General features: G+C 33.0%; 1 protein-coding gene and 2 tRNA genes. All 3 read left to right on the top strand.

All coding sequences use genetic code 11. From position 1 onward, the window contains the following. Positions 1 to 51 precede the first annotated feature (51 nt). The 3 genes from mutS to Q0C58_RS09795 all read left to right on the top strand — a co-directional run bounded on the left by mutS (position 52) and on the right by Q0C58_RS09795 (position 2946). Entirely contained in the window at positions 52 to 2664 is a 2613-nt protein-coding gene (gene mutS / locus Q0C58_RS09805; RefSeq protein ID WP_290700723.1) for a DNA mismatch repair protein MutS, read from the top strand. A 99-nt stretch (positions 2665 to 2763) separates the two neighbouring features. Further along, a tRNA-Gly gene (locus Q0C58_RS09800) sits at positions 2764 to 2835 on the top strand. A 27-nt stretch (positions 2836 to 2862) separates the two neighbouring features. Next, positions 2863 to 2946, top strand: a tRNA-Leu gene (locus Q0C58_RS09795). Position 2947 lies beyond the last annotated feature (1 nt).

The following is a 2947-nucleotide window of genomic DNA, read 5'->3' as shown; positions in this document are numbered from 1 at the left end:
AAAAAAATCAATATTTAGTTACATTGCAAACTTACTTAAAAACTGAATTCTTTGACAGCAAAAACGAAAAAAGTAACACCTTTAATGAAGCAGTACAATGCTATAAAAGCAAAGTATCCTGATGCTTTATTATTATTTCGTGTTGGTGATTTTTATGAAACTTTTGGAAGCGATGCTATAAAAGCAGCCGGAATTCTGGGTATCACCTTAACAAAAAGAGGAGCAGGAAGCGAAAGTGAAATAGAACTTGCCGGTTTTCCGCATCATTCTATAAACACGTATTTACCTAAATTAGTTAAAGCTGGAGAGCGTGTAGCTATTTGCGACCAGTTAGAAGACCCAAAACAAACTAAAAATATTGTAAAACGTGGTGTTACAGAGTTGGTGACTCCAGGTGTTGCACTTAACGACGAAGTACTTCAGTCTAAAACAAACAATTTTTTATGTTCTGTTTACTTTGGTAAAATAACTATTGGAGTTTCCTTTTTAGATATCTCTACAGGTGAATTTCTAACAAGTCAAGGTAATCTAGAATACATAGATAAATTACTGCAAAACTTTAACCCAAGTGAGGTGCTTGTGTCTAAGCAAAAACGAGTGCATTTTAATGAAAGTTTTGGAAGCGATTTTCATACTTTTAATTTAGAAGATTGGGTATACCAAACAGATTATGCAAACGAAACTTTACTAAAGCATTTTAATACAAAGTCGTTAAAAGGTTTTGGAATAGAAGATTTAAACGAAGGTATAATAGCTTCAGGCTCTATACTACATTACCTTGCAGAAACACAACACAATAAATTACAACATATTACTTCAGTTTCAAGAATTGCAGAAGATGAATATGTGTGGATGGATCGTTTTACCATTAGAAATTTAGAACTCTATAATTCTACGAATAATAATGCTGTAACCTTGCTTAACGTAATCGATAAAACGAGTTCAGCAATGGGTGGGCGTTTATTAAAACGTTGGTTAGCACTACCATTAAAGAATATAAAAAAAATAAAACAGCGTCACGAAGTTGTGTTTTTCTTTAGTAGTAATAAAAGTGTGCATCAAAAAATTCAAGATCACATTAAAAGTATTGGAGATATAGAGCGATTAATATCTAAAGTAGCTACAGGAAAGGTAAGTCCTAGAGAAGTTATTCAACTTAAAAACTCTTTAGAGGCTGTTAATCCAATTAAGTCTTTATCCTCAAATAGCGATAATGAATCTTTAAAAATTATTGGAGATACTTTACAGAGTTGCGATGTGCTTCGAGATAAAATTGAGCAAACATTAAATGAGGAAGCGCCTGTAAATGTTTTAAAAGGAAATACTATCGCTGAAGGTTTTTCTGCTGAGTTAGATGAGCTTAGAGGACTTTCAAGTTCAGGAAAAAATTATCTCGATCAAATGTTGAAGCGAGAAAGTGAAAGCACAGGAATTACATCCCTAAAAATAGCCTCAAATAATGTTTTTGGTTATTATATAGAAGTACGAAATACGCACAAAGATAAAGTGCCAGAAGAATGGATTAGAAAACAAACATTAGTAAATGCAGAACGTTATATAACCGAAGAATTAAAAGAATACGAAGGAAAGATTTTAGGAGCAGAAGAGCGAATACTTGCCATCGAGCAACAATTATTCTCAGAGTTAGTTACTTGGATGCATCAATATATAAAAGCTGTGCAACAAAACGCACATTTAATTGGGAAATTAGACTGCTTATCTGGTTTTGCACAATTAGCAAAAGATAACAAATACATATACCCAATATTAGATAATTCTCACGATTTAGAAATAACACAAGGTCGCCATCCAGTAATAGAAAAGCAGCTTCCAATAGGCGAAGCATATATTGCTAACGATTTATTTTTAGACAGAACTTCTCAACAAATAATAATGATTACTGGGCCAAACATGTCTGGTAAATCTGCTATACTACGTCAAACTGCACTTATCGTTTTGTTAGCACAAATAGGTAGTTTTGTGCCAGCTAAAAGCGCACGAATTGGTTTAGTAGATAAAATTTTCACAAGAGTAGGAGCAAGTGATAATATTTCTATGGGAGAATCTACGTTTATGGTAGAAATGAACGAAACAGCATCTATTCTTAATAACATGTCCGAAAGGAGCTTAATTCTTTTAGATGAAATTGGAAGAGGTACAAGTACCTACGATGGTATTTCTATAGCTTGGGCAATTAGTGAGTACCTTCATGAGCATCCAGCAAAAGCAAAAACGTTGTTTGCTACCCATTATCATGAGTTAAATGAAATGACAGAAACATTTAGACGTATTAAAAATTTCAATGTTTCTGTAAAAGAATTAAAAGACAATGTGCTTTTTCTAAGAAAGTTAGTTCAAGGCGGAAGCGAACATAGTTTTGGAATTCACGTTGCAAAATTAGCAGGAATGCCACAACAAGTACTACATCGCGCAAATAAGATTTTAAAAAAATTAGAACAATCGCATTCAAGCGAAGAGCTTACAGATAAAGTAAAATCTATAAAGGATGAAATGCAATTAAGCTTCTTTAATTTAGACGATCCGTTATTAGTTCAAATTAAGAAAGAGATATTATTAACTGATATTGATACACTTACACCTGTTGAAGCATTAATGAAATTAAATGAAATTAAGCGCATGTTAATTAAGACTCAAAAGGCTTAAAAAAATATTTAATAATTTTCACAAAAAGACTTTGGTATTTGTAAAAAAGACTTAAATTTGCAACCGCAATAGTAATATTGTTAGTTTATATAAAAGACTGCGAAAGTAGCTCAGGGGTAGAGCATCACCTTGCCAAGGTGGAGGTCGTGGGTTCAAATCCCATCTTTCGCTCTGAGAAATTTTCTTAAAATATACCAAGCTGAAGTGGTGGAATTGGTAGACACGTTGGACTTAAAATCCAATGTCCATTAGGACGTACGGGTTCAAGTCCCGTCTTCAGTAC

This window comes from Lacinutrix sp., assembly GCF_023299985.1.
Taxonomy (GTDB): domain Bacteria; phylum Bacteroidota; class Bacteroidia; order Flavobacteriales; family Flavobacteriaceae; genus Lacinutrix.
Note: the sequence above shows the minus strand (reverse complement) of the source record. Positions and strands in the feature narration are given on the sequence as shown.